25 protein-coding genes are annotated in these 26,217 nt (G+C 66.7%); 17 read left to right on the plus strand and 8 right to left on the minus strand.

Annotated elements, in window-relative coordinates; genetic code table 11:
- Positions 1-325: 325 nt before the first annotated feature.
- Complete coding sequence (locus tag BM113_RS18975) at positions 326-1,747, plus strand: 4Fe-4S ferredoxin N-terminal domain-containing protein (protein ID WP_089789581.1); 1,422 nt, start codon at positions 326-328, stop codon at positions 1,745-1,747.
- A gap of 155 nt (positions 1,748-1,902) precedes the next feature.
- Entirely contained in the window at positions 1,903-2,100 is a 198-nt protein-coding gene (locus BM113_RS18980; RefSeq protein ID WP_089789582.1) for a hypothetical protein, read from the plus strand.
- A 109-nt stretch (positions 2,101-2,209) separates the two neighbouring features.
- Here BM113_RS18980 and BM113_RS18985 read toward each other — a convergent pair whose 3' ends face one another.
- From BM113_RS18985 to BM113_RS18995, 3 genes are all read right to left on the minus strand, one after another.
- On the minus strand, positions 2,210-3,742 hold the full coding sequence (locus BM113_RS18985) for a (R)-citramalate synthase (protein WP_010546741.1): 1,533 nt from the start codon (positions 3,740-3,742) through the stop codon (positions 2,210-2,212).
- 208 nt (positions 3,743-3,950) lie between these two features.
- Entirely contained in the window at positions 3,951-4,304 is a 354-nt protein-coding gene (locus tag BM113_RS18990; RefSeq protein ID WP_007141644.1) for a DUF192 domain-containing protein, read from the minus strand.
- A gap of 90 nt (positions 4,305-4,394) precedes the next feature.
- Complete coding sequence (locus BM113_RS18995; protein ID WP_089789583.1) at positions 4,395-6,935, minus strand: methyl-accepting chemotaxis protein; 2,541 nt, start codon at positions 6,933-6,935, stop codon at positions 4,395-4,397.
- Positions 6,936-7,070: 135 nt separating this feature from the next.
- On the opposite strand from BM113_RS18995, the gene BM113_RS19000 reads away from it, so the two are divergent.
- Positions 7,071-7,625, plus strand: a complete 555-nt coding sequence (locus BM113_RS19000; RefSeq protein ID WP_089789619.1) for a DUF7097 family protein — start codon at positions 7,071-7,073, stop codon at positions 7,623-7,625.
- A gap of 68 nt (positions 7,626-7,693) precedes the next feature.
- Positions 7,694-8,836 carry a saccharopine dehydrogenase family protein gene (locus BM113_RS19005; protein ID WP_089789584.1) on the plus strand — a complete coding sequence of 381 codons (1,143 nt, stop codon included), beginning with the start codon at positions 7,694-7,696 and terminating at the stop codon, positions 8,834-8,836.
- Positions 8,837-8,854: 18 nt separating this feature from the next.
- On the opposite strand, the gene BM113_RS19010 is transcribed toward BM113_RS19005, so the two are convergent.
- Both BM113_RS19010 and BM113_RS19015 read right to left on the minus strand, forming a co-directional pair.
- Complete coding sequence (locus BM113_RS19010) at positions 8,855-9,643, minus strand: SRPBCC family protein (protein WP_089789585.1); 789 nt, start codon at positions 9,641-9,643, stop codon at positions 8,855-8,857.
- A 336-nt stretch (positions 9,644-9,979) separates the two neighbouring features.
- Positions 9,980-10,177 (minus strand): DUF5800 family protein, encoded by a 198-nt coding sequence (locus BM113_RS19015; protein ID WP_089789586.1) that lies wholly within the window; start codon positions 10,175-10,177, stop codon positions 9,980-9,982.
- Positions 10,178-10,566: 389 nt separating this feature from the next.
- On the opposite strand from BM113_RS19015, the gene BM113_RS19020 reads away from it, so the two are divergent.
- The 10 genes from BM113_RS19020 (at position 10,567) to BM113_RS19060 (ending at position 19,642) form a co-directional block, all read left to right on the plus strand.
- Positions 10,567-10,992: an alpha-amylase family glycosyl hydrolase gene (locus BM113_RS19020; protein WP_245758110.1), complete on the plus strand. Its 426-nt coding sequence runs from the start codon at positions 10,567-10,569 to the stop codon at positions 10,990-10,992.
- The gene (locus BM113_RS22715; RefSeq protein WP_245758111.1) at positions 10,940-11,341 is read left to right on the plus strand and encodes an alpha-glucosidase C-terminal domain-containing protein; all 402 of its coding nucleotides are present in this window, start codon (positions 10,940-10,942) and stop codon (positions 11,339-11,341) included. The genes BM113_RS19020 and BM113_RS22715 overlap by 53 nt, the downstream gene beginning before the upstream one ends.
- On the plus strand, positions 11,269-12,129 hold the full coding sequence (locus tag BM113_RS19025) for a polymer-forming cytoskeletal protein (protein ID WP_089789587.1): 861 nt from the start codon (positions 11,269-11,271) through the stop codon (positions 12,127-12,129). Before BM113_RS22715 ends, BM113_RS19025 begins: the two co-directional genes overlap by 73 nt.
- A 62-nt stretch (positions 12,130-12,191) precedes the next feature.
- Positions 12,192-13,718 carry a sensor histidine kinase gene (locus BM113_RS19030; protein WP_089789588.1) on the plus strand — a complete coding sequence of 509 codons (1,527 nt, stop codon included), beginning with the start codon at positions 12,192-12,194 and terminating at the stop codon, positions 13,716-13,718.
- A gap of 244 nt (positions 13,719-13,962) precedes the next feature.
- Positions 13,963-14,847: an electron transfer flavoprotein subunit beta/FixA family protein gene (locus BM113_RS19035; protein WP_089789620.1), complete on the plus strand. Its 885-nt coding sequence runs from the start codon at positions 13,963-13,965 to the stop codon at positions 14,845-14,847.
- A 2-nt stretch (positions 14,848-14,849) separates the two neighbouring features.
- Positions 14,850-16,487 carry an electron transfer flavoprotein subunit alpha/FixB family protein gene (locus BM113_RS19040; protein WP_089789589.1) on the plus strand — a complete coding sequence of 546 codons (1,638 nt, stop codon included), beginning with the start codon at positions 14,850-14,852 and terminating at the stop codon, positions 16,485-16,487.
- Positions 16,484-18,166 (plus strand): FAD-dependent monooxygenase, encoded by a 1,683-nt coding sequence (locus tag BM113_RS19045; RefSeq protein ID WP_089789590.1) that lies wholly within the window; start codon positions 16,484-16,486, stop codon positions 18,164-18,166. Before BM113_RS19040 ends, BM113_RS19045 begins: the two co-directional genes overlap by 4 nt.
- 6 nt (positions 18,167-18,172) lie before the next feature.
- Positions 18,173-18,562 carry a DUF8055 family protein gene (locus BM113_RS19050; protein ID WP_089789591.1) on the plus strand — a complete coding sequence of 130 codons (390 nt, stop codon included), beginning with the start codon at positions 18,173-18,175 and terminating at the stop codon, positions 18,560-18,562.
- Between the two features lie 71 nt (positions 18,563-18,633).
- On the plus strand, positions 18,634-19,287 hold the full coding sequence (locus BM113_RS19055; protein ID WP_089789592.1) for a helix-turn-helix domain-containing protein: 654 nt from the start codon (positions 18,634-18,636) through the stop codon (positions 19,285-19,287).
- A gap of 46 nt (positions 19,288-19,333) precedes the next feature.
- Positions 19,334-19,642, plus strand: coding sequence for a HalOD1 output domain-containing protein (locus BM113_RS19060; protein ID WP_089789593.1), 309 nt, complete (start codon positions 19,334-19,336; stop codon positions 19,640-19,642).
- Positions 19,643-19,712: 70 nt separating this feature from the next.
- Here the strand turns inward: BM113_RS19060 and phoU are convergent, their stop codons facing one another.
- Positions 19,713-20,384 (minus strand): phosphate signaling complex protein PhoU, encoded by a 672-nt coding sequence (gene phoU / locus BM113_RS19065; RefSeq protein ID WP_089789594.1) that lies wholly within the window; start codon positions 20,382-20,384, stop codon positions 19,713-19,715.
- Positions 20,385-20,545: 161 nt separating this feature from the next.
- On the opposite strand from phoU, the gene BM113_RS19070 reads away from it, so the two are divergent.
- The 3 genes from BM113_RS19070 to arsB all read left to right on the plus strand — a co-directional run bounded on the left by BM113_RS19070 (position 20,546) and on the right by arsB (position 22,903).
- A complete protein-coding gene (locus tag BM113_RS19070; protein WP_089789595.1) occupies positions 20,546-20,956 on the plus strand; it encodes an ArsR/SmtB family transcription factor in 411 nt (136 codons plus the stop codon).
- 173 nt (positions 20,957-21,129) lie between these two features.
- Complete coding sequence (locus BM113_RS19075; protein WP_089789596.1) at positions 21,130-21,588, plus strand: RidA family protein; 459 nt, start codon at positions 21,130-21,132, stop codon at positions 21,586-21,588.
- Between the two features lie 112 nt (positions 21,589-21,700).
- A complete protein-coding gene (gene arsB / locus BM113_RS19080) occupies positions 21,701-22,903 on the plus strand; it encodes an ACR3 family arsenite efflux transporter (RefSeq protein ID WP_089789597.1) in 1,203 nt (400 codons plus the stop codon).
- A 32-nt stretch (positions 22,904-22,935) separates the two neighbouring features.
- Here the strand turns inward: arsB and BM113_RS19085 are convergent, their stop codons facing one another.
- Together BM113_RS19085 and pstB are read right to left on the minus strand one after the other, a co-directional pair.
- Positions 22,936-25,212 carry a PAS domain S-box protein gene (locus BM113_RS19085; protein WP_089789598.1) on the minus strand — a complete coding sequence of 759 codons (2,277 nt, stop codon included), beginning with the start codon at positions 25,210-25,212 and terminating at the stop codon, positions 22,936-22,938.
- A gap of 138 nt (positions 25,213-25,350) precedes the next feature.
- Positions 25,351-26,214 (minus strand): phosphate ABC transporter ATP-binding protein PstB, encoded by an 864-nt coding sequence (gene pstB / locus BM113_RS19090; protein WP_089789599.1) that lies wholly within the window; start codon positions 26,212-26,214, stop codon positions 25,351-25,353.
- Between the last annotated feature and the right edge of the window lie 3 nt (positions 26,215-26,217).

Raw genomic sequence — 26,217 nt, forward strand, 5'->3', positions numbered from 1 at the left:
GATCGTGGTTCAATTTCCCGCTCTCCCTCTCGGCGCTTTGCAGCGTACTAACCGACGAGCCACGCGTGCCGACGCGAACCGATCGGTCGCCGCGACTTGTAACGGCGGAGTCAATTCATCGAGACCGACCTTCTCGAGCACTGCAGGCGGTCGTTTCTCCTCTTGACGACCACCCGTCATTCGCAGGCTTGTCGTTTTTCGATATGGGTGTGGTCGGCATGGGTGTGACTGTCAATGCTCCGTTCTGTGCGCGCGTGTCGCCTGTGTCCGCCCGCACTCGAGATCGCGATCGAGTTCGGAGCCGAGCGCGAGGTGAGGCCGGTCGATGAGTGACGCACCCGACGACGCTACCGACGACGATGCGTTCCATCCGCTCGGTGAAACCGCCGAAGCGGATTTCGAGGCGATGCTGGAGGAGACCGAGTACGACGCGGAACTCGGAATGGAGATGGCGAAAGACGCGATGCGGCTCACGAAGGGGGAGATCACCGAGGAGGAGTTCTACGACCGCTACCACGAGGACGTCCTCGAGGAGTTCGGCGAGGACGAACGGCCGATGGCCGATCGGATCGAGGCGGCCCGGGAGGAGCCGGACGACCCCGGTGCCGTCGGCGAGTTGCTCTCGACGATCGGCGGCGACGAGTCACGGCGGAAGATGATGAAGAAGATGGGCGCCGGTGCCAGCGCCGTCGGACTCGGTGCGTTCGGGGCCAGCAAGTCTCCGGATCCGCCGGCGAGCGTGACCCAGGAAGAGGAAGACGACGGCCACGGCGGGGGCGGCGACGCCGAGGCGGAGGGCACCCAGTGGGGAATGGCGCTCGACCTCGAGGTCTGTGACGGCTGTCTCTCCTGTGTCGTGGCCTGTAACGCCGAACACAACTGGAACCAGGGGGCAAACTGGATGTACATCCTGGCCTACGATGACGGGCTCGTCGAGTCCCCGGAGGCCGAGGACTACGAGTCGACCCGCGATTTCAACTACCTGATCCGGCCCTGCCAGCACTGTACCGACGCGCCCTGCGAGAAGGTCTGTCCGACGACTGCCCGCCACACCCGCGACGACGGCGGACTCGTCCTGACCGACTACGACGTCTGTATCGGCTGTCGGTACTGTCAGGTCGCCTGTCCGTACGGCGTCAACTACTTCAAGTGGGACGATCCGAACGAGACTGCCCAGGAGATGGACAGCGACATGCAGTTCGACAAGCGCGACCGCTGGGTCAGCGGCGCCGGTCCCCGGGGGGTCATGGAGAAATGCGTTTTCGATCCGCCGAGACAGGACGGACAGATGGGTGAGGACATGGTCGGGACTACGGCCTGCGAAGAAGCCTGTCCCCCGGGCGCTATCCAGTTCGGCGACATGCACGACCCCGAGAGCGATCCCCAGCAGTACCTCGAGAACGTCGCGCTCGCCCGCGCGAGAGAGCACGACCCCGAAGACGAAGAGCTCCAGGACGCAATCGCGATCCTCGAGGGCGAGGAGGAACCCGCCGAGAGCGAGGACGCCGATGGGATGACCGAAGACGAGGCCCAGGGGCTCCTCGAGGACGAGTACGGCGACGGCACCGGTCGGTTCAAACTCCTCGAGGAGTACAACACCAACCCGAACGTCACCTACATCGGCAACGAGCCGGGCCCCCACGCCGAACAGGTCCCGGGACCGGTCGCCTACGACGACGTGGGGATGACCGACGTCCGCAAGGACGAACTCGACGAGAAGACGGTCGGGGGCGAACTCGGACTCTGATCGGCGGCGGCCGACGTGTCGACCACCGGATCGGGCGTCGTTCTCACTCCGGACCGAGGTCGTGAGACTCGAGTCGATCCGCAGTCCGCCTTTCACGCGCCACCCCTCCCGGGAGCGATGCGGACGTTTCTTGCCCCCGGAGGCGTAGCTCCGGTATGGACACCCGGGACCGAATGATCGTCGGAACGCTGTGGATCGCCGTCGCCGCGCTGATGGCGACGACGCTCGAGTCGGCCGTGCCGGACTCCGCGGTCGGCGTCGTACAGCTGTTCGTGGTCGCTCTCGCACTGTTTCTGGCGGTACTCTACCTGTTCGATCCCTGGAACGTGATCAGCAACCGCCAGTTCCATTGAACTGACGGCTACTGGTGGTCGTCACCTCAGACGGGTCGTTATCCCGAGTTACCGGCGCGACCGCCGTCCGGGTCACGGTTGCGCCGGAGCTGACGGACAGTAACCCGTCTCAGTCGTCTGCCGGCGCGAGCGGCTGTGATTCGCTCGCGAGCAGCCGGTCGAGCGCGTCGACCATCGCCTCGACGCTCGCGCGGGTGATGTCGGCTTCGCTCCGGGCCACCGTCACCGAGCGGTCGTTCCGGACCATCGTCACCTCGACGGTAACGACGGCGTCGGTGCCGCCGGTGACCGCGTCGACGTGGTAGGACTCGAGTTCCGCGTCGGCCTGCGAGCCGAGCGCCTCCCGGACGGCCGACACTGCGGCGTCGACCGGCCCCGAACCGGTACCGCTGGCGACCCGCTCCTCGCCGTCGACGTCGAGGCGGACGCTCGCCGTGGGAACCGCCCCGCCGCTGGTTGCGTTGAGGTCGCACAGTTCGACGACGCGCTCGCGGTCGTCACCCGTCACGTCCTCGGCGATCGCCAGCAGATCGGCGTCGGTAACCCGGCGGCCGCGATCACCGAGTTCGGTCACGCGGGTGGCGATCTCGGCGACCTCGTCGTCGGTCGCCTCGACGCCGTGTTCCTCGAGGGCGGCCTCGACGCCCGCCCGGCCGGTGTGTTTGCCGAGCGCGAGGCGTCGTTCGCGGCCGACCGTCTCGGGCGGGTACGGCTCGTACATCTTGTCGTCTTTCAGCGTGCCGTCGGTGTGGATCCCGCTCTCGTGGGTGAAGGCGTTCTCGCCGACGACGGCCTTGTTCGGCGGCAACTGGACGCCGGTCGCCCGCGAGACGACCTGCGCGAGGTCGTACAGCTGTTCGAGGTCGACTGTCTCGACGCCGTAGACGTGCTCGAGGGCGATCGCGACCTCCTCGAGGGCGACGTTACCGGCGCGCTCGCCGAGCCCGTCGACCGTACAGTGGACCAGATCGGCCCCCGCGGAGACGGCCGCCAGCGCGTTCGCCACGCCGAGTCCGAGGTCGTCGTGGGTGTGTGCGCTGACCGGTCCCAGTTCCGCGAGCCGGGCTACCGCCGTCGCGGTGCGTTCCGGTCCTGCGTGCCCGACCGTGTCGGCGAAACAGAACCGGTCCGCGCCCGCCTCGAGGGCCCGCTCGCCCAGGGCCTCGAGGTAGTCGAGGTCCGCTCGCGAACCGTCCTCGCCGATGACCTCGACCCACAGGTCGTGGTCCGTGGCGTACTCGACGAGTTCGGCCGTCGTCGCGAGGTTGTCCTCGAGCGAGGTGCCCACCTTCGATTCGACGTGGCGATCGCTTGCGGGGACGACGACGTGGACGCCGTCGACGTCACACTCGAGCGCGAGGTCGACGTCGCGTTCCAGCCCACGGCAGAAACTCGTGACGCGGGCGTCCAGGTCCAGATCCGTGACGCGCGAGATCGCGCGGCGTTCGCCCGCGCCCGTACACGCGCTGCCGGCCTCGACGACCGAGACGCCAGCACGCTCGAGCGAGCGGGCCACGTCGACTTTCTCGTCGGGCGACAGCGAGACGCCGGGAGCTTGTTCGCCATCTCTGAGCGTCGTGTCGAGCAGGCGGACGGTACGATCGGACGGAATCGTCTCTTCGGGGGTGTGATCTACGGACAAGAGTGATGAACTGCGACTACGTTCGTCGCGGAATTTCGCGCCCAGCCGGGTTGCCCCGACTTCCTCTATCCTCGTCAGGCGATGAGAATGGATCTCGTGCCATCGTGTCTCGTCCTATCGAACCCACCTGACTTAAACCCACGTATTATGGCAGCGTTTACGATCACGGACTCGAGACGGCAACGTTCCGGAAGGAGTGAACGTTCGGTCACTCACCCTCGAGGACGACCCGGTCGCCGGGGTCGACGCCCGCCGCCGTTCCCGCGGGCAACTCGAGGATGGTGTCGGCCCGGGCACGCTCGAAGCCGCGCCAGGGGCGGAGCCGTTCGACCCGTTCGACGACGCCGTCGACGAGCCAGACGACGTCGAGCGGAACGAAGACGAACAGCATGTGAACGTCCCGGGTCTTCGCCGCGTCGAACCGGAACGCGAGCGCGTAGTCGTCGGGAAGCGATCGGCGGAACATGAGTCCGCGGGTCTGGCTGACGATCGAATCCGCGAGGTCGACCGTCGATGCAAGGGTCGTCGGCTCGCCGTCGGCCGGTTCGTGACGTACGCGCACGACCTCGAGTGGATCCCGGGACCTCAAAAAGCTCACGTCCGCCGACCGAGATGACGGTCGTCGACACGCAACGGCGACGGCGACGAGGAACTACTCCGGCGACCCAGGATCGGCGTCCTCGATCCGGGTCACGTCGCCGTCCTCGTCGAACTCGAAGGCGGCATCGGTGTCGGCCTCGGAGTCGCCCGCAGTCGAGTTCGCTCCGCTCGTTCCGGGCTCATCGCCGTTTCCGTCCCCTTCGGGTTCGGCTTCGGCTTCGGTGATCCCCTCGAGTCCATCGACGTCGTCGAGCGACGCGGCCTCGCGGTCGCCGTCGGCGTCCGTATCGAACCGATCCAGCGCCTCGGAGAGGACCGTCGCCTGCTGGCTCAACTCGTCCGCGGAGTTCGACACCTCGGTCAGCGCGGAGGTCTGCTCCTCGGCGGCCGCGGCAACCGTTTCGGCTTCGGCGGTCGTCTCCTCCGAAATCGTCGCCACTTCGTCGACCATCGCCACGACCTCCTGGGTCGAGGCGGCCTGCTGTTCGGTCGCCGCCGAGATCTCCTGAACGCCGTCGTTCGTCTGGCCGGCGTAGTCGGCGATGTCCTCGAGCGCCGTGACGACGTCGGAGACCAGGTCGTTGACCCGTTCGATCTCCTCGCTGGTCTGATCGACCTCGGTCGCCGATCGTTCGGTCTGGGTCTGGACCGCCTCGAGGCGGTCGCCGATCTGCTTTGCGGCACCCTTGACGTCCTGGGAGAGTTCCTTGACCTCCGCGGCGACCGTGCTGAACCCTTCCGTGTCGCTGCCGCTTGCGGAGCGGGAGGCCTCGATATTGGCGTTCAGCGCGAGCATGTTCGTCTGCTCGGCGATCTCGGCGATCGTATCGGCCAGTTCGTCGATCTGGTCGACCTGCTCGCGCAGTTCGTCGAACTCGGCGACGACGTCGCGGTACTCGTCCTCGAGGTCGTCACAGGCGTCGATCGCCTCCTGGGCGGCCTCGCGCCCGTCGCGGCTGGTGCGGGCGGTTCGTTCGGCGATGTCGGCGACGTCGTTCGAGGAGGCCGCGATCTGCTGGGTCGTCGTCGACAGGTTGTTCATCTGGGTATCGACCGACTGCAGCGACTGGTGTTGCCGTTCGGCGCCATCGGAGATCTCCTGGATCGAACTGCTGACCTCCCGGCTCGCGGAGCGGACCTCCTCGCTCGAGGCGGTAACCTGCTCGCTGGCGGTCGCGACGTCGGTCGCGAACTGGGTGAGCCGGTCGATCGTCGCCTCGATCTCGGCGAGCATCTCGTTGAACTCCTCGGCGATCTCGGTCATCGCCTCGTGTTCGCCGTCGGCGTCCATCCGAACGGTCAGGTCGCCGTCGGCGGCCGACTGCATCACGTCGCTGTAGTCGGTGGCCTTCCGCTCGAGGTGGTCGTTGATCCGCTCGACTTCCTCGCGCTCGGCTTCGGCCTCGGCGCGGGCCCGCTCGGCCTCGTGGATCGTGTCCTTGAGTTCGGCCCGCATCGAGTCGAAGCCGTCGTAGAGTCGCCCGATATTGTCGATGCGCTCGGACTCGAGGTCGACGTCGAGGTCGCCCTCCTCCATTCGGGCGGCTTTTTGGGTGAGCCGGTCGATCGAAGCGGCTGTATTGCGGCCGAGAACCGCCCCGACGAGACCGATCAGGAGGACTCCGCCGACCGTGGCCAGCGTGCCGTACTGGTTGACCGTGTCGACGAACCCGTAGGCGTCCTCGGCCGACGTGTGGGTCAGCACGATCAGCCCCATCTCCGTGCCGTGGTAGGCCGCGACGTAGCCGTCCGGTGTGAACTCGTAGGGCTCGTCCGCGAGCGAGCCGCCGGGCGCCCCCTCGTACGCGATGGCGTCGGAGTGGGTGGGGCTCTGACTCGCGAGGGCCTCCTCGAGCAGGCCGTGGTCGTTCTCGTACCCCTCGAGGAAACGGTCCCCGACGAAATCGCCCTGGAGCGCGTCCTGCCCGGTCCCGGTGAACGTGCCGTCGAGAACCAGTCGGCCGTCGCGATCGACCGCGAACGTGACGGAATCTCGCTCCTCGCCCCCGCCGAGGTCCGTCATCACGTCCTCGAGGTCGAACGTCATCACGATCGCCGTCCGGTCGGAGCCGCTGGTGCTGACGTAGTAGGAGACGGCCGCCGAACCGTCGGTTTCGTAGGCGTCGGTGCGCTGGACCTCGACCGCGGACAGTTCGGAGTCGATCCGATCGCGGTCGGGGAAGTCGACGTCCTCGAGCGTCTCGGCGTCGTCAGCGGTCGTCGCGAGGAGATCACCCGTCTCCTGGTCGACGTAGTGGACGTCGACGACCTGTCCGGAGAGATCCAGTTGCAGGTCGTTGAGGTACGACTGGATCTCGTCGACCTCGCCGTCCTCGACGACGGGCGTGTTGGCGGTACTCGCGGTCCGTCGCTCGTTTTGCTCGTTCCAGTTGTCGATCGTGATCGCCTCCTGTCTCGCGAACGCTTCCTGGTCCTCGAGGGCGTTCGCCTCGACGCTGTCGGTAACGCTCGCTGTCGCGACCAGGCCGATCGCCCCCACCGAGAGCGCCAACAGTAACAGCACGATGCCGAACTTGAGCGCGTAACTGCGCCTGATGACCGCCGGAACCAGACCTCGCATCTTCCCGATCATGAGTTCGAAGTATAATTCTCCTGTCTCTGATAACCTCAAAAATCTTTCTCCGGATTCTATCACTGATAATTACTGATAGGTATGGCGACGAACGGACGGAGGATTCAATTCCTCGCGGCCCCAATCCCGGGCCGGATGGAAAAAACGCCCCAGGGGACGCCGGTCGGAGTCGACGACCCCTACGAGTTCGCGGGCGTCTGCGATCACCTGACCGGCGAGGGGACGTGCCGGTACGCGTTCGACCACTACGAGCACGACCCCGAGTTCGCGCGCGAGCGCGCTCAGGAGGACTACGAGTGTCCCGTGGTCGACCCCGAGCGCGAGGAGACGTGGGCCGACTGCCCGCACTTTCGCTCGCGCAACCGCGACCGGGAGTGCGTCCGCTGTGGCCTCGAGGAAAAGCGGATGGCCCACGACGACGAGCGGCCGCTGCTCGAGGAACACCACCTCTCCTACGCCCGTGACGGCGAGGAACTCTCCCACGAGATCACGATCTATCTCTGTCGCTGGTGTCACTCGAAGGTCCACGACTCGTGGGCGCGGATCACCGACGACGCCGCCCCGGAGCCCGAAGCCATCGCGGAACTCGAGGGCCGCCGGAGCCGCGAGCAGGACGAACTGGGCTTCGAGTCGGCGGCGGATCGGTACGATCCGGGCGCGGGCGACGACGCCGGGACGACCGACGAGTGACCGGTTCCGGCCCGTTCGGTGGCGCTCGCCGGGAGACTCCTTAACTGCCGGCCTCCCGAACCGCCGACGTGTCCCAGGTACTCGTCTACGGCTCGTACGGGTTCGTCGGCTCCCTGATCGCCCGCGAGGCGATCGACCGGGGGCTCGAGGTCGTCCTCGCCGGTCGCGACGGCGACCGGCTCCGGGAACAGGTCGACGACCTCGAGCGGCCGGGCCGGCGGTTCGCGCTCGAGGACCCGGAGGTCGTCGCCGAAGCGATCGACGGCGCGGACGTCGACTGCGTGCTGAACTGCGCCGGCCCCTTCTCGAACACGGCCGACCACCTCGTCGAGGGCTGTCTCCGGACGGGCACCGACTACGTCGACATCACCGGCGAAATCCCCGTCATCGAGGGGATCGCCGACCGCGACGCGGCGGCGATCGACGCCGGCGTCTCGTTGCTCCCGGCCGTCGGCTTCTCGGTCGTCGCGATGGACTGTCTCGCGGCACACCTCGACCGGCGACTCCCCGAAGCCGACGCGCTCGCACTCGGCGCGGACTCGCTGCGCCCGCCCTCGATCGGCACCGTCCGGACCGTCCTCGAGGGGGCGGAGGACGGCGGGGCCGTCTATCGGGACGGAACCCTCGAGCGCGTGCCGGCCGCGTGGCGGACGCGACGGATCGACTTCGGCCGGGGAACCAGACCGGCGGTGACGATGCCGACGGGCGACGTCTCGACGGCCCACTACACGACCGGCGTGCCGGACGTGACCGTCTACGTCCTCGCGCCGCCGCCGGTCACGACGGCGCTGAAAGCCCACCGCTACCTCGCGCCGGTCGTCACGGCTCCGCCGGTCCGCGAGACGCTGAAGCAACTCGCGGGCTACGTCCGGGAGGGGCCGGCCTCGTGGTCCCGAAAGCGCGGCTCGGTGTACGTCTGGGGCGAAGCGCGGGTCGATAGCGAGGCCGGGGAGGGTGGCGACCCCGACGAGAACGAGCCCGAAACCCGTGCGGTCTCACGGCTCCAGACCCCTGACGCCTACGTCGTGACCGGTGACGCCGCCGTGGCCGCGGTCGAACGCGTCCTCGAGGGGGACGTCGACCCCGGCTTTCGAACCCCAGCAGGCGCGTTCGGCCCCGAGTTCGTCCTCGAACTCGAGGGCGTCGAAGGGTTCTTCGACGAATCGACGCCCGAATCCGGGACGCCGCCGGTCGACGTTTCCTCGCCCTGAGCGGCGCCGGCGGTCGGCTTACACCAGGTCGCCGCGCCCCCGACCCGACGGGTTCGCCTCGGTCGACGGGATCTCGCCCGTCTCGGCGAGGCTCTTGAACCGCCGGAGGCTCTCGCCGGCGACCAGTTCTACGGGCGTGCCAAAGCGCGACAGTACCGCGTCGCCGAGCGCGCCGCCCGGCGGATCGTACTCGACCTCGAGGTCGACCAGCGTGCCGCGATCCCCCGGTGCCGGCTCGAACGAGATCGTACACTCGTAGCCGATCGGCGCGCCCTCGAGCGACTGCCAGCGGAGCCGGTCGCCGGGCTCGTCCTCGACCAGCAGGGCTTCCCACTCGAGGGAGCGGCCGAGCGGGGCGTCTGCACGCCAGTGGTGGCGCTCCTCGGCCGCCGGATCGCCGGAGACGTCGGCGAACCGACCGGCGATCCGGTCGAGGTGGCCGGGATCCCGCCAGTACTCGGCGAGTTCCTCGGCGGGCCGCCCCACGATGATCGATCGCTCGACGGTCGGCGCTTGCCCCTCGTCCACGATCGGGATGGCCTCCATGGAGCCAGCGTCCGCGTCGAGCAGCCGATACAGGCGGCTGTGACCGGTCAGCCCGCGGGCGACCAGGGCCCCGCCGACCGCCGCCGTCGCCGCGCCGGAGAGCGATCGATCCCGGAGGCCGCGCACGACGAGCGTGCCGCCGACCGCCGCCGACGCGACGCGCTCCCACCGGCCGACGTTCGGTTCGTCGGCGGCCCGGGAGCGCCGATCCGCGGGGGCGGTCCGCTCGTCGAACGCGGTTTCGCTCGAGTCGGCCGTCATGGTCGGACCCGGATGGGACGGCGGGTCGGTTCGACGCGAGGCCGGCCGTGACCGGGAGTCGCGACGGTCGACGCCTCGAGCACCGGACGCTGCGACATGCGCACACGTCGGGAGCGGGTGTTGGGTTGCATTAGTGGTTCGTGACGTACTCGAGCGAACATCACCAATGGTGGTTGGGGCTGCGAGTGCACGCTCGGGGGAGCAGCCAGATGGAGACGCAGGGCTATCGTCGACCGCGGCACGGTTCCACGGCCGTCACCGAGGGCGAGGAGGACGCACTGCTGGAGGGAACCCAGTCGGGAAGTCGGGAGGACGCCCGGTAGCCGCGAGCCCCCGTCAGTCGAGGATGTCGCCGATCCGGCGCGGTTCGCCCTGCAGGTTCGACTGCTCGGCGACGATCTTCAACACTTCGTGATCGGTGACGTCGTGGTAGGATTTCTCGGTCGCCTCCTCGATGAGGTCCCGCTCGAGGCGGAACTCGGTCCCTTCGTACACGACGTCGACGCCGTCGTCGTCGAACGCGAGAGTCGTCATGAACGGCCGTACGAGGTGGGATAATAAAAACGGGGCGGCTGGGAACGCAACCGCCCCGGTTCCCTGCGGGCGTTCTGATAGTCCTGGACTCGAGGAGGGAGCCGGACCGCGCCGACCGGGTAGTTTGAGGAAACAGGTCATCATTATTTTGACGAGGGGCGACCGAGGGAGCGTATGAGCGAAGCAAGCGAAGCGACTCGGGGAGGGAGTCGACCGGTGACCCCGTCCGCGACCCCGAGCGCCGGTGGTGGAAGGAAGCTGTCGTCTACAGGCTGAGCAGGCCGAGTGCCTCGGGGTCGTACGGAAGACTTCGTCTTCCGTGATGACGAGACGCTCCGCGTCTCGAACCACTTGACCCCGAGGCGGTTCACCAGGGGCAGGAGATCGGGATGACGAATACCACGTTCGAGACGCCAGACGAGATTCGGGACGTCGAGGCCGCGAACTTCGTCGAAGCGGTCCTCGAGTCCGGCGAGTACGACTCCTACGAGGAGGTCCGGTCGGTCGTCGAGGCCCGGAGCCGGGACAACGCCCGGACGCCGATGCAGTGGTCCGACGAGCCACACGCCGGATTCACCGGCGAGGAGGGCGACGGCGAGCCCTGGCTCCCGGTCAACGACGACTACGAGTCGGTCAACGTCGCGGCCGCGCGGGCCGACGGGGACTCGATCTGGCACTACTACCGGGAGTTGATCGACCTCCGGGAGCCGGGACGTCTTCGTTTACGGCGACTACGAACTGCTGGCGCCGGACCACCCCGAGGTGTTCGCGTACCGGCGGACGCTCGAGGACGAGACGCTGGTCGTCGCCTGTAACTTCTCCGACGGCGAGCCGACGGTCGAACTCCCGGCGCTGGCGGAGACGGAGGAGTCGCCCGACCTCCTGCTCGGGACCCACGGGCACGGCGACGAGAAGGGGGCCGGCGACGATCGGAGCCGGGAGCGGCACTCGAGTTGCGCCCCTACGAGGCCCGCGTGTACGAACTGTAGCCGGTCGGTTCGTCGCGAGTCGCGACGGGCCGCCGGTGCCCGTCTGCTGTGCGTCAGACGACGCGCGAGCTTTATTACTGGGGGGTCACATTGGATGCGAGTGTGGCCTTCAGCAGGGATCCGCTCGACGAACTCGTCGTCCCCGACGGGACCGAGGTCAAGGAAGTCGCCGTAGAGACGGCTGGAGACGTCCTCGTCGGTAGCAGAGCGACGATCGAGTTCGGCGTCCGGGGACGGAACGTTCTCGCGGGCGAGAGCGTCGAGGTCGACGGCGAGATCGAAGCCGAGGGCGACTGCCGGCTGGACATGTGGTGTGACGTCGCCGAAAACGTCCTGGTCGGCGAAGACGCCTACATCGGCGAGCGGGTCCACATCGGCGGCGAACTGAAAGTCGCCGGCGACCTAGACATCGGCGACGACGTCGACATCGAGGAGGGGTTCGAGGCCAACGGCTGGATCGTCATCCGGAACCCCATGCCGACGATCGTCCTGCTTTTCGTCTACCTCAAACACCTCCTGCTGATCGGCGAGGAGGACACGGCCCAGCGGCTCATCTCGGAACTCGTCGAGGAGGAGGACGACGACGAACCCGACGCCGACCCGCTCGTGATCCCGCGGAACGCGACCCTCGGCGACGACGCCTGGCGCGTCTCGACGCCCGCGACCATCGGTTCGAACTGCCGGCTCCACGGCAACGTCCGCGCCGAGCGCCTCGAGGTCGGCCGTGAGTGCAACGTCTTCGGCAGTCTGCGGGCTCGAAACGACGTCTCGGTCGGCGAGGGGACCCGCATTCACGGCGACCTGACGACCCGCGACGGGGACGTCGTCCTCGAGGACGACGCCCGCGTGCTCGGCGACGTCTCCTGTGAGAACCTGCGGCTCGCCCCCGGAGCGGAGGTCGACGGCACGATTCGGGCGACCGGCGAGATCACCATGGAGACGACCGAACGCGAGCGGGAGTAGCGCCGACCGCCCGGAAGCGGATCGGCGACAAACCATTTGTAGGGTGGATTTAATTATCGGACATGCCACTCCGGAGCGGCGAGATACGGCTGGAAGGACTCCTCGTCGCTCTGCTCGGGTTCGGACTCACGCGACTCGTCGTCGCCGAGACGCTACGGACTGAAACGGCGGTTCCGTTTCTCGTGGTCGGAACCGTCCCGCTGGTGGTCGGCCTCGGCCTCGCAGTATTCGGCGTCGTGCTCGCAGTCGGTGCGTTCCGCCGCTCGTACGTTCGCACCGTCGCCGGCTGGACGGTCCTCGGCACGGCGGCGATGACGGTCGTCCTGGGATTGACCGCCGCCGAGGCCGCGCTTCGGGGCGACCCCGTCGTCATCGTCTCTGAAAACAGCGTGCTCGTCGCGAACGTCCTCCTGGGCGGCGCCGTCGGCGGTGCGCTCACGGGCGACCGATCGGCCGCGAACCGCCACCGGCGACGGGAGGTCGAGCGGCAGGTCGACCAGGCAGTGCTCATCAATCGCGTGCTTCGTCACGAGGTCCTCAACAGCGCCACGATCGTTCGCGGCTACTCGGAACTGCTCCCCCAGCGATCGGACGACGACTCGGTCGACGCGATCCGCGAGGCGGCAGACCGGATCGAGGCCACGATCGAGGAGATCGGCGAGTTCGCGGATCCATCGGTCTCGGACCTCGGGGCTGTCGACATCGAGGAGGTCGTCCGAGCCGAACTCGCCGGGCGGGGGCTCCCCGCCGAAACGGACCTCGAGTCAGTTCGCGTCGTCGCCGACGAACGGCTGGGGATCGTCGTGGGGGAACTCCTCGAGAACGCGTTCGTTCACGGGACGAAGACTGACGCTGGAGAAACCGACGGGAACCCTCCGGTTCGGGTGGCCATCGATGCCAGCGAATCGGTCGTACATCTCCGGGTCATCGACGACGGACCTGGACTGCCGGCCCGGCCGCGGGGGCTTCTGGAGGAAGGGACGCTGCCCGAGTACGACGATCCCTCCTCCGGGTTCGGTCTCCAGCAGGTGCGGCTGCTCGTCGAGCGGTACGAGGGGACCGTCTCGGTCGAGGTCGACGACGGAACGACGGTGACCGTCTCGCTTCCGCGCGCGACGCCGGTCGGGGAGCCGACCTCGCCGCTCGAGGTCGGCCGTCGGGACCTCTTCGTCGCGGGCATCGCCTCGATCGTCGCTGGTGTCACCATGGGGCTGTACCTCGACGTCGTCCAGGGGCTGTTGCCGGTCATCGGCGCGCTGTACGGCGTCGAGAACCCCACGGTCGGGTGGGTCACGCACCTGTTCCACAGCCTCGTCTTCGGTTTGCTGTTCGCCGCCGGAATGGTTCGACCGACGTTCCGGTCCCACGACGGCGTCGGCAAGCGGATCGCGCTCGGTGCCGGCTGGGGGGTCGTCCTCTGGCTGGTCGCCGCCGGCTTCGTGATGCCGGTCTGGCTGTCGCTGGTCGGTCTCGAGGCGCCGCTACCGAACCTCAGCCGGGCCGGACTGGTTTCCCACGTTCTCTGGGGGACGGTCCTCGGGGGATTCTACGGAGTCGTCTCCCGCTGGCTCTCGTGGCCGCGTCGGTGACGCCCGCCCTCCGGATCTGTGGCCACAACTGAAACGATTTACACACCGATCGCACAGCTGTCGTGCGATCGGGTGTGCATTGACTTTCAGTGGCTACTATAGCCGAAATAGGTTTTCGAGGCGGGTCGTGGCTATCGGCGCGAGTTTCTACTGGCGATTTTTACCCCTATTCTTAATACTGATAAATGCGATAGGGAAAGACGAGCATGGTAATAAAAGACACACTTCGCGGATGGAGGTATCCATGCGATCGATCGTACTGACGAAAGGCGTCCCGGACTTCTCGGAGGGGGCGGTGTCGTTCGACGAGGACGGCCACCTGGAGCGGGGGAAGACGCCGACGGTGATGAACCCGAACGACGAGTTCGCGGTCCAGGCGGCGCTCCAGACGAAGGTCCGCCACGGCGGGCACGTCAGCGGGATGAGCATGGGGCCACCGGGGTACGCGGAGGTACTCGAGGAGGCGATGGAATCGGTCTATCTCGACGACAGCTACCTCCTCTCGGATCGGGAACTCGCGGCCTCGGACACGTGGGCGACGGCGATCACCCTGAACGCGGGCCTCGAGACGTACCAGGAGCAGGTCGCGGAGATCGACCTCGTGTTCGCGGGGTTCAAGACGGCCGACGGCGAGACGGGCCAGACCGGTCCACAGACCTGTTGGGGGATGGACTGGCCGATCGTCACCCACGTGATCGCGCTGGACGTCGATTCCGAGGAGCGGCGACTGCGGGCGAAGCGACTCGTGGAGGGCGACGTCGACGAGATCGAGACGGTCGAAGCGCCCCTGCCGTGTTTCGTCGTCACCGATCCCGAGTTCGAGCCCACCTACCGGAAAGCGTCTCACCGGCTGACCCACAAGCAACTCCGCGCGGAGACCCAGGAGCGGGCGGCCAACCACGAGGAGCACCTGACCACGTGGGACCACGTCGACCTGAACCTCGACCCCGACTACATCGGGCTCGACGGCTCGCCGACGATCGTCTCCTCGGTCGACCCGATCCCCAAAGCGCCGTCCGAGCGGGAGGCGACGATGATCGATCCGGGCGAGGACGACATGGGCGAAGTCCTCGAAGAGATGCACCCGTTCGCCGCGGGAGGGGACGCCGGCACGGGGGCAGGTGATTGACCATGACCATGGATCCGAACGAACACACGGTCGACGAACTCGAGGACGAACTGGAATCGATCGACGACGAGGACGTACTCCAGTCGATCCTGGAAGCCGAGCAGGCGGGCCGGGACCGAAAGACGGCCCGCGAGGCGGTCCACCGGCGGCTCGAGGCCGTCGGTGCGGTCGACGAGGAAAGCGAGAGCGAGGGACTCGAGGGCGACACCGAGACGGAAGGCGAGTACGAGGAGACGGAGGAGACGGTCGGCGAGGAGGCGGAGGGCGAAGAGGTAGAGGAGGTAGCCGAAGCAGAAGACGAAGCGGGAGAGGAAGAGGAGGAAGACGACGAACTCTCCCACCCCACTCGCGACAAACGACACGTCCGCGCCCTCGAGGACGGCGACTACGCCGACATGTGGGTGTTCTGCGAGACCCAGGGGGGCGAACTCATCGACGTCTCGAAGGAGATGCTCGGAAAGGCCCGTCGCCTGATGGACGAGTTCGCGGAGGAGTATGGGGTCTCCGCGAGCGAAGAGAGCGGAGGCTCGGAAGACGGGACGGCTTCCGGCGACGAGGAGAACGTCGTCGCCTTCCTGATGGGCGACGACTGCGAGGGGCTGGCGGAGGAGTGTATCGCCTACGGGGCCGACGTCGCGGTCTACCACGACGACGACAGACTCGAGCGGTTCTTGCACAAGCCCTACACCGAAATCTCGGCTCACATGGCCCGCGGCGAAGGGTCGATCGAGAGCACGGAGTGGCGCGACTACGACCAGCCCCGTTACATCCTGTTCCCGGCGACGAACAACGGCCGGGACCTCTCGGCGAAGGTGCAGGCCGAACTCGACTCCGGGCTCGCCTCGGACTGTTCGGACCTGTTCATCGAGGAGAACGAGGTCTCGAACCCCGTCAAGACGGGCGAACCCGGCGTCAAGAAAACGTTCGAGAAGGTCCTTCATATGAAGCGTCCGGACTTCTCGGGCTTCGAGTATTCGACCATCCTCTGTCTCGACAACCCGGGTCGGGAGTTCCACCCGCAGGGCGCGTCCGTGATTCCTGGGAGTTTCGAGCCGATCGAGCCGGATTACGATCGGGACGGGCTGGTCGTCGAACACGAGATGGCCCTCGAGGACGACTGGTTCCGCGTCGAGATCACCGAACACGACCGGCTCGAAGCGGGCATCGACCTCACGGGTCACGAGGTGATCGTCTGTCTCGGGCGGGGTATCGCGGAGGATCCCACCGAGGGGATGGAACTCGGGCTGGACCTGGTCGACGCGTTCGAGGACGCGGAACTGGGCATCACCCGGGGCATCGTCACCTCCTCCTACCAGTTCGAGGGCCACGTCGAGGAGTACTCGAAGGAAGAACGACAGATCGGCGAGACCGGCCAGGTCGTCGCACCCGATCTCTACATCGCCGCCGGCGTCTCCGGCGCGGTCCAGCACAAGGTCGGGATGGACGAGTCGGATACGATCGTCGCGATCAACACGGACACCGACGCCCGGATCCGGGACTTCTCGGACTACTTCATCGAGGGCGACCTGTTCGAGGTGCTCCCGGAACTGACCGAGGCGATCGAGTCCGGCCGGACCGAACTCGAGGCGATCGCGGACGGCAGCGGCGAGGAGAGCGAAAACGGGGGTGAGAGCCGATGAGCACCGACACCGCCGATCGCGAACACTACGAGGCCGTCGTCGTCGGCTGCGGACCGGGCGGCGCGGCGGCCGCAGCACGGCTCGCGGAACACGGCGTCGAGACGCTCGTCCTGGAACGGGGCACGGAGGCCGGCTCGAAGAACGTCTCCGGCGGGCTGATCTACGCCGAAGACTCGGCGCCGTACACGATCGACGACCTCTTCGACGGCTTCCGCGAGGAAGCCGCCGAGCGGCCGGTCACCGACTATCGGATTCACAACGTCGCGGGCAACAGCGTCAAGACCTACGACCTCAGGGACCTCCACGAGCACGATACCGACTGGTGTGAGGCGGTCCTCCGGCGACGGATGGACTCGTGGCTCGAGCAGCGCGTCCACGAGAAGACGAGCGAGACGGGCGGCGGCGTGCTGACGAACGTCCGGGTGAACGGCCTCCTTCGCGAAGACGGGGAAATCGTCGGCGTCACCTGCGACGAACTCGACCCGATCGGGGCGGACCTGATCGTCGCCGCCGACGGCGTCAACTCCGAACTCGCCCGCGATGCGGGTCTGATGGACTGGGAAGAACCCGAGGAGTGGTTCCAGGGCGTCAAAGCCGTCGTCGATATGGACCCCGCCGTCATCGACGACCGGTTCGACCTGGGGGAGGACGAAGGGGCCGCTCACCTCTTCTCGGGGGACCTGTTCGAGGACGTCCGCGGCGGCGGCTTCCTCTATACGAACGAGGACTCGCTTTCGATCGGGACCGTCTTCCACCTCGACAGCCTCGTCGAGCAGCAGGCAGAGCCCCATCAACTGCTCGACGCCCTGCTAACACACCCGATGATGGCCCGGTGGCTCGGCGACGAGTACGCGGAACGCGAGTACGCCGCGAAGCTCGTTCCCGACTCGAAGAAGGTCGCCCACCCCGAGCCCTACCAGGATCGGCTCGTCCTCGTCGGCGACGCTGCCGGCCAGATGCAGGCCCAGGGACCGATCATCAAGGGGATGAACCACGCCGTCACCGCCGGAGCGCTGGCAGCCGACGCCTTCGCCGTCACGCGGGGCAACGCCGATCCCGAGGCCGCCGGCCGCCGCTACGCCAAGCTACTCGAGGACTCGGGTACGATGGACAAACTCCGGCCCCGACGGTACGAACTCGCCCGCGCAGTCGGCGAGCGCGAGACCGTGACGAACGCCGTCGAACGCGTCCTCGACTCGCCGGTCGGCCGCGTCGCGCTCGGGAACCCGATCTCGAACCGGCTGCTCGAGCGGGCGTACAACTCGCCGTTCCTGGTCTCGATGTTGCCGGACACGCGGACGGGCTACGTGACGGTCCCGTCGATCATCGGCGAGCAACACGGCCGCACCATCCAGTGGGAGACCGACATCGAACCGCCGACCCTCGAGGAGCGGATCGGCGAGTTGACCTACGATACGGACGTCGGCAACCCCCATATCGAACTCGAGGACGAGTCCTTCGACGCGAGCGGGGCGGCGGTCTACGCCTGCCCGGTCAGCGCGGAGGACTTCGGCGGCGGCTGCTACCGCTCGGAGGAGGTCACACACAACGGTTCCGAGGAGACGGTCGTCAGCCTCGACACCCAGCCCTGCGTCGAATGTGGGACCTGCGCGATCGTTGCCGACACGACGTGGGAACACCCCCGCGGGGGGAAGGGTGTGGAGTACCGCGAGGGGTGATCGCGCGTGAGCCGCTATGGACCCCGAATCGCCGCGCTCGAGCGCCGGGCCGAACGGGAGCGGCGGCGACTCGAGCGCGCCGATTCCCCGACCGTCGGCCGAGGCGACGACGTGCTCCGGCCCGACGAGCCCAGCGAGTACCTCCGGGAGGGTGCCGGCCCGGCGATCTGGCTCTACGTCGAGGGGCGAACCGGCGGGCGATTCGTCCAGTTCTCGCCTGCCGAACTCGCGGCCCTCGAGTCGGCGATGAACGACTGGTTCGAGTGTTACGCGCTGTGTCACGGCGTCGAGATCGACGCCGAGTTCACCGTTAGGGAAGCGGCGGAACTGCTACTCGAGACGCGAAACGTGATCCACACGGCGCAGTTGTTGACGCAGGTTCCGGCGAGAACGTAGACGATCGCCGCTGGCGCCGTCGAACGGCAACCGTCCCGAACAGTAATCCTCACTCGTCCCGTACCGAACACGTGGCACTGATCGTCGAGTACGAACTCCGGACGCCGGTACTCGCCACGGTCGAGACAGCTCCCGCACGGATCCGACTCGAGGAGATCTATCGCACCGACGCCGACCGACTGAAACTCCTCTTCTGGGCGACCGGCGAAGGCTTGGAGTCGTTGCGGGACGCCCTGGCGGACGACCCGAACGTCGCGAGCGTCTCCCTGCTGGACGATGCCGACGAGCGGCGGCTGTACAGCGTCGTCATGACCGAGGAGGCGGAAGAGGGATTCACCTACCCCGTCGCGGCCGAGCACGACGTCGTGTTACTCGAGGCCGTCGTTACCGACTCGACGGTCGTCCGGGCGAGGGCACCGAACCGTACGGCCCTGTTCTCGTACCGCGAGGAGTGTGCGAACCGGGGGATCGAACTCCGACTCAAACGCATCTACCGCGAGGACGACTGGACGACCGACCGCTACGGCATCACGAACCGACAATGGGAGGCCCTCGAGGCCGCGCTCGAGGCGGGCTACTTCGAGGTCCCGCGCGGAACGACCCTCTCGGAACTGGCGACCGAACTCGGCATCTCGGACCAGGCGCTGTCCGCGCGGCTCCGTCGGGGCCAGGCGAACCTTCTGGAGCACACCATACGAGAAAGCGGACCCGATATGAAGGGTTGAGCAGCCAACCCGGTTCCTTTCCCCGTTCGTTCCCGTTCCTGAAAACATGAGTACCGAACAGTTGTCGACGGAGCCGGAACCGAACGACGGGCGATTCGTCTACCGAGGGGACGACGACCGGCCGCTCAGCGAGGCCGTCGTCGCCGCGGTCGCGGCGGACGACGGGACAGACGACGTAACGGCCGTCGCCCGGGAGTACGGCCCGCTATACGACGCGATCGATCCCGGTGCGCTGGATTCGCTGTTCGATTCCTCCGGAACGCCGGACCGGAGCGGGAGCGTCTCCTTTAGCTATGCGAATCGCCGCGTCGAGGTCGACTCGACCGGACGCGTCGTTCTCCGTTCTCGCGCCTAAGTTCTCGCTCGAGACCGCTCGAGCGCGCCGAACGAACCTCGTCAGCCGAAGGTAACGGAGCCGTCTTTCGTCAGTAGATCAGCTCGTCGTCGTTCTCGACCATGTACAGTGTCCGTGCGGCGATGTTGACCGCGTGATCGCCGACCCGTTCAAGATCCCGGACCGTCAACAGGAGCCGCGAGACGTCCTGGAGGAGCTGTTCGACCTCGTCGGCGGCCTCGAGTTCGCGCTCGATCAGGTCCCGGACGACGATCTCGCTGGCCCGTTCGGCGAGTTCGTCGAGGTCGTCGTCGCGATCGGCGAGTTCCCGACACCTGTCGGTGTTTTCGGTGTCGTAGGCGTTCATCGCGTCCTCGACCATCTCGAGGGTGATTTCGCCCATCGACTGAACGTCGACGTCGGGGAAGAGATCCCGCGTCGCGTCGAGGGTGTACTCCCCGAGATTGACCGCGAGGTCGCCGATCCGCTCGAGGTCGGTGATGATCTTGAACGAGGCGGCGATAAATCGGAGGTCGCTCGCGACGGGTTGTTGAAGCGCGAGCAGGTCGATACACTCCTGTTCGAGGTCGAGATACATGCGATTGATCTCGCCGTCGCCCTCGATCACTTCCCGGGCGAGGTCCTCGTTTTTCTGTTCTAGGGCGTCGAGCCCCATCCGCAACCGTTCCATCACGACTTCGCTCATGTAGAGGATGTCCTCGCGGAGTTCCGCGAGTTGCTCCTGATAAGATTTCCGAGCCATGGTCAATTCACCTTCCCGGGCGGAAATATAGCTTGTGCTCACCGTATTTGGCGGGGGCGGTCGTCGCCCTCGTCGCGGTCCGCTCTCGCGACCGTTCCACCCGTCTCGATGCGATTCCGTCTGCGAAAGCATTAATTGACCAGGTGCTAAAACGAGGGGCAATGACCGACGCTACGGGTCGGCTCGAGCGATACCTGGCCGACGAACTGGGCGAGTGTCGCGACGACGACCTCGAGAAGCGACTCGACGAACTCGAGTCCCTCGACGATGCGGTCGAGAGATCGACGCTCGATCACGACGTCACAGTCCTTTCCGCGTTGGCGAACGGGACCCGGTACCGGATCGTTCGGCTGCTGGTCGAAGCCGATAGCGAACTCTGTGTCTGTGAACTGTCGCCGTTGCTCGACGTCAGCCAGAGCGCGATCAGTCACGCGCTCTCCCAGCTCCACGATGCGGGGCTGGTCTCCCGGGAGAAAGACGGGAAGTGGCGCAAGTACGGGCCGACACAGCGAGCGATCGCCCTCGTCACCGCGCTGGACGGGACGCGCCGTCGGAGCCGTACTCGATCGTAGTCGCCCGGCCGTCCCGACTCGTTGCGGGGCCGATACAGAACACGAACCATTCATTCGTATCTGACCCCAGTCTAGCTCACCGTTCCGTCCCTGCCCCCAGACGGGCCGTTGTAACACGTATTTAACTCTCAGGAATGAGTAGATATACATATCTGGTCTTTCTCATTTGAGCTATGGTTGAATCGAATGTCGGTCGACGGACCGAACCGGACGAATCACAGGAGGGGCCTGGCACCGACAGAAGCCGACCGAGTTCCGCCGCCTGCCGGCAACGCGAGTCGACGGACTCGACCGGCGCGTTCGGCCAGCGAACCGGGCGGTCGGATCTCCTCTTTCTCGAGGGGGTCCTCCCCGCCGCGGCCGGACGCGTCGGCGAGGAACCGATCGAGCGCCAGACCGAACGCTGCCTCGATCGGCTCGAGGAGGTCCTCGCGGGATACGGCCTCGGCCTGGAGGATCTGGTGCGTGTCAGGGTCGCGATAACGGACCTGGACGCGGAGACTCGCCAGCGGGTCGACGACGCCTACGTCGGGCGGTTCGACTGCGAATTCCCGCCGCGGACGGTGGAGGGAGTCTGTGAACTGCCGGGCGACGCCCGGATTCAGCTCGAGGCGATCGCGGCCGACGAATGAGACGCCGGAGACGGAGATTTCGTTCCATGAACTCGATATACACGACACGAGGCGTCGGATCGGCAGGAAAGCGCGCTGGACTGACGACCGGCCGAAAGGCGGGGCGGCATCGATGACCGGCCGCGAAGGTGACGACGAGCACGATCACGGACCGGACTGTGATTGTCCGAACTGCGGTGATCCGCGGTCGATGGACGTTCTCGACAAGTACCTGACCGTCTGGATCTTCGCAGCGATGACGGTCGGCGTCGGACTCGGCTACGTCGCGCCCGGCGTCGTCGCGCCGATCCAGGAGTACCATCTCGTCGAGATCGGGCTGATCCTGATGATGTACCCGCCGCTGGCGAAAGTCGATTACCGGCGGCTGCCGACCGTCTTCCGGAAGTGGCGGGTGCTCAGTCTCAGCCTGCTCCAGAACTGGCTCATCGGTCCGACCCTGATGTTCCTGCTCGCGGTGATATTCTTCAGCGGACTGGTCCCACCGTTTCCGGCTCATCCCGAGTACTTCCTCGGGCTGGTCTTCATCGGCATGGCCCGCTGTATCGCCATGGTACTCGTCTGGAACGACCTTGCGGATGGCTCGAGCGAGTACGCCGCCGGGCTGGTGGCGTTCAACAGCGTGTTTCAGATCCTCACCTACGGGGTGTACGTCTGGTTCTTCGCACTGTTTCTCCCGCCACTGTTGGGAATGGACGCTCTCGTGGCTGGGATCGGTGCGTTCGAAATCACCGTCGAACAGGTCTTCCGCGCGATCGCGCTCTTCCTCGGCGTTCCGTTCGCCGCGGGCGTCCTCACCCGCCTGGGCGGGGTTCGCACCAGGGGTGCGGAGTGGTACAACGAGGAGTTCGTCCCGACAATTAGCCCGCTCACCCTGATCGCACTGCTGTTTACGGTGGTCGTCATGTTCGCCACACAGGGCGACAACATCCTCGCACAGCCGACCGACGTCCTCTGGATCGCAGTCCCGCTGACGATCTACTTCGTCGTGATGTTTCTGGTAAGCTTCGCGATGGGCCGTGGTATCGGTGCGGACTACTCGACGACGACGGCGATCGGCTTTACCGCCGCGTCGAACAACTTCGAACTCGCGATCGCGGTCGCCGTCGCCGTCTTCGGCGTCGGCTCCGGGGTCGCCTTCGCGACGGTCGTCGGCCCGCTGATCGAGGTCCCGGTCCTGCTGGCGCTGGTCCACGTCGCGATCCGCCTCCAGGAACGGTTCGACTGGGCGGGCTACGAGACCGGTTCCCTGGGACCGACCGAACCCGACGTCGGCACGGACCTCGACCCCGACCGGACGACCGAAACCGACGACTGAGCGTCGTCGGTCCTCGTCGAGGGTCAAGCGAGCTAGCCGGCGAACTCCACGTCCGTTATCTCGAACCGGGCGCCGCCGTCGGCGCTGTCGGTCACGCGCAGGTCCCAGCCGTGGGCGTCGACGATCTGTTTCACGATGTACAGGCCGAACCCGGTTCCGTCGCTGGACGTCGAGTAGCCGACGTCGAACACGCTGTCCCGATCGGATTCCGGAATTCCCGGTCCGTCGTCGGCGATGTAGAACCCCTCGTCCTCGAGATCGCCGATCCGGACTGTCACGTCGTTACCGCCGTGATCGATCGCGTTTCGGACGAGGTTCTCGAAGAGTTGCTGGAGTCGCCCGGCGTCGGCCTCCAGTTCCCGATCGCACTCGACCTCGAGGGTCGCATCCGCCGTGGCGACGCTCCGCCAGCAGCGCTCGGTCAGTGACTCGAGGTCGATGCGTTGCCGTTCGCCGATCTCCTCCCCGTTGCGCGCGAGCGACAGCAGGTCCTCGATCAGTCCGTCGATACGGTCGAGCGCCCAGTCGACTTCCTCGAGGTGCTCCTCGTCGGTTTCTGGTCCGTCGGAACGGGCCAACTCGAGGTTCCCCTTCGCGACCGAAACCGGGTTACGGAGGTCGTGGGAGACGACGCTGACGAACTCGTCCAGCCGCTCGTTCTGTCGCTCTAGCTGGTCGGTTCGCTCGCGGAGCGCCCGCTTGTCCTGCAGTTGGGCGAGTTTGACCGTCGCGTGGCCGACGAGGAGTTCGGCGAACTCGCGGTCGTGACGGTCGAACGCCTCGACGTCGCTCGAGACGGTCTGGAACGTGCCGAACTCGCCGATCGGGATCGTCAGTGCCGAGCGGTACTCCGGATCCGCCGGGGTGATCTCGCTCTCGCGGAGGTCGTCGACGACGATCGTCTCCTGGCGGTTGTACGCCCTCGTGGCGAAGGTATCGTCCTTTAGTGAGGTCCGGGCGTGATACTGGCGGTCGTCGACCTCGAGCGTCCAGGCCTCCTGGATCAGGTGGCCGTCCCGCTCGACGTCGACCGCCACGAGGTCGAACTCGAGGATCCGTTCGGCCGTCTCGGTGAGCGCCTCGTAGACGGCCGCGGGTTCGTCCGCGCCGCCGATCCGTCTGGCCGCGGCGTGGAGCGCTGACAGCGTCCGTTCGCGATCCTTGCGCTCCGAGATCTTTCGAGAGTTGACGACGTAGCCGTCGAGGGCGGTATCGATCACGCCGCTGGTGACCGACTCGAGCCAGACCCACGAGCCGTCGGCGTGCTGGAACCGGTATTCGATGCGCTTCCTGTCGGGTTCGGCGTCGGCCGGTTTCTCGGTCAGCGAGCGGAACGTCTCCAGAACTCGGTCCCGGTCGTCGGGGTGAATATACTCGAACGCGTTCTCCCCGATCAGTTCGTCGGGTTCGTAGCCGAGCACCCGTTCGATGGCCGCACTCTCGTACGATATCGTTCCGTCTTTTTCGAGGACGGTGATGACGTCCATCGCGTTCTCGATATAGGCCCGGTAGCGACGGGTGAGACGCTCGAGTTCCCGTTCCTGGGTCTTTCGCTCGGTGATGTCGCGGGTGAACCCGACGATTCGGGCCACGTTCCCCTCCTCGTCGACGACTGGTTCGCACTTCACCCAGACCCAGCCCGTCTCCCCGTTCCGGCGGATGCGGTACTCGACGTCGTTCGCCTCGCCGTTCGAGGCCGCTTCCATCACCTCCTCGACCAGGTCCCGATCCGCCGGATGAACGGCCTGCAGGAAGTCCAGAGGGTCGTCCTCGAGGCCCTCCCGGGAGCGTCCCCAGACTCGTTCGTAGCCGGAGACGAACACCAGTTCCTCCCACTCGGCGTCGAACATCCAGACACAGTCCGGGATGTTTTCGGTGAGATCCGCCAACCGTCGTCGAAACCGATCTGCGTCCCGCTCGCTTCGCCGCCGTTCGACCGCGTTCTCGATCCGGTTCGCGAGGACTGTGTACTGGGCGGTCCCGGTTTCCTTCCGACAGTAGTCGGTGGCGCCGGCCGAAATCGCCTCGCTTGCGACCTCGTCGGTGCCTTGCGCGGTAAAGAGGATGAACGGCAAGTCGGGATACGCCGCTCGGACGGCCTCGAGAAACTCGAGACCGTTTCGACCGGGCATCTCGTAGTCGGAGACGACGCAGTCGATCCCGCCGGCCTCGAGTCGATCCAGGCCCGTCTCGACGTCCGTCGCGGTGACGACCGAGAGCCGATCGTCCGCTCGCTCGAGAAACGTCGCCGCGAGCTCCGCGAATTCGGCATCGTCGTCGACGTGCAGGACCCGAATCGGGTCAGCCATACCACCGCCTTGTGATTTTTCTCAGTAATGCTTTGTGGTAGCCCGTGACAACGAGGTGACAGCGGTGCGCACCCAATAGAGCCGTACGGACCCGAGACCGTCAACCGGCGGCCCGTAGATCGAACCGAATCTTCGGGGTTACCCGAACTTGCCGGTGATGTAGTCCTCGACGCGGTCGTGTTCGGGGTTCTCGAAGATCTTGTCCGTGTCGTCGAACTCGACGAGGCGGCCGCCGGTGAGGAAGACGGCCGTCTTGTCCGAGATGCGGGCCGCCTGCTGCATGTTGTGCGTGACAATGACGACCGTGTACTCCTCGGCGAGTTCCTCGACCAGATCTTCGATCTTCGAGGTCGCGACGGGGTCGAGCGCCGACGCCGGCTCGTCCATCAGGATCACTTCCGGGTCCGGTGCGATCGCACGGGCGATACAGAGTCGCTGCTGTTGTCCGCCCGACAGCTCGAGGCCGCTGGTATCCAGCTGGCCTTCGACCTCGTCGAGGAGGGCGGCCCGCTCGAGGGCGGTGTGGACCTGTTCGTCGAGGTCGCCGTCGTCTTCGCCCTGGACGCGGAGGCCGTAGGCGACGTTGTCGTAGATGGACTTGGGGAAGGGGTTGGGTTTCTGGAAGACCATGCCGATCTTCCGGCGCAGAGCGACGGGATCGACGTCGTCGTCGTAGACGTTTTTCCCGCGGAAGAAGAGGTCGCCCTCGACGCGGGCGACGTCGATGAGGTCGTTCATCCGGTTGATCGACCGCAGGAACGTCGACTTCCCACAGCCCGACGGGCCGATCAACGCGGTGACCTGCTGTTCCGGAATCTCGAACGAGATGTTCTGGAGTGCCTGGTCGTCGCCGTAGTAGACGTCCAGGTCCCGCGACTCGATCACTGGATCGGCGACCGAACCCGAACGGTCGGTTGCGGGTTCGGCGTCCGTCGCTTGCTCGTTCGTCGGTCGGTCGTCGGTACGGTCGGTCGGAGTCTGGGTAGTCGTGCGTTGGGTCATCGG

The sequence above is a fragment of the Natronobacterium haloterrestre genome, assembly GCF_900112205.1.
GTDB lineage: Archaea > Halobacteriota > Halobacteria > Halobacteriales > Natrialbaceae > Natronobacterium > Natronobacterium haloterrestre.